Genomic DNA, 333 nt, shown 5'->3' with positions numbered 1-333 from the left:
AGCCGGTTCACCGCCTCCGCGAACCGCAGATAGGTGTCCACGCTCGCGACGACGATGCGGGCGTCGATGGTCAGCAGTTCGATACCGACCAGCGAGACCCGCACGTACGCGAGTTCGCCACCAAACCGAGACTGGCGCAACACATGATCGCACGCGCCCTCGACGCACAGGTCCCCTTCTCCTGGGTCACCGCGGACGAGGCCTACGGGCAGGTGAAGTACCAAGGGCGCGGGGTGTGAAGCGGATCGTTGTCGTGAAGCTGGCTCCGACCCCGGAGTAGTATGTGGCGCTGACATCGACACTGGAGTTGTGCAATGCGGGGGCGAACGTGGT

The 333-nt window shown here is 64.6% G+C and carries 2 pseudogenes; one reads left to right on the top strand and one right to left on the bottom strand.

Features of this window, described 5'->3' with window-relative positions:
• Window positions 1-110, bottom strand: a pseudogene (gene gvpJ / locus P3H15_RS55410) (gas vesicle protein GvpJ); the annotation flags it as partial.
• Here gvpJ and P3H15_RS55405 point away from each other — a divergent pair.
• A pseudogene (locus P3H15_RS55405) lies at window positions 111-221 on the top strand (hypothetical protein); the annotation flags it as partial.
• Window positions 222-333: the final 112 nt, after the last annotated feature.

Origin of the sequence: Rhodococcus sp. T2V (assembly GCF_029269925.1) — a bacterium.
In the GTDB taxonomy this organism is placed as follows: Bacteria; Actinomycetota; Actinomycetes; order Mycobacteriales; family Mycobacteriaceae; genus Rhodococcus_F; species Rhodococcus_F koreensis.
This window is presented reverse-complemented; position numbering and strand designations above follow the sequence as displayed.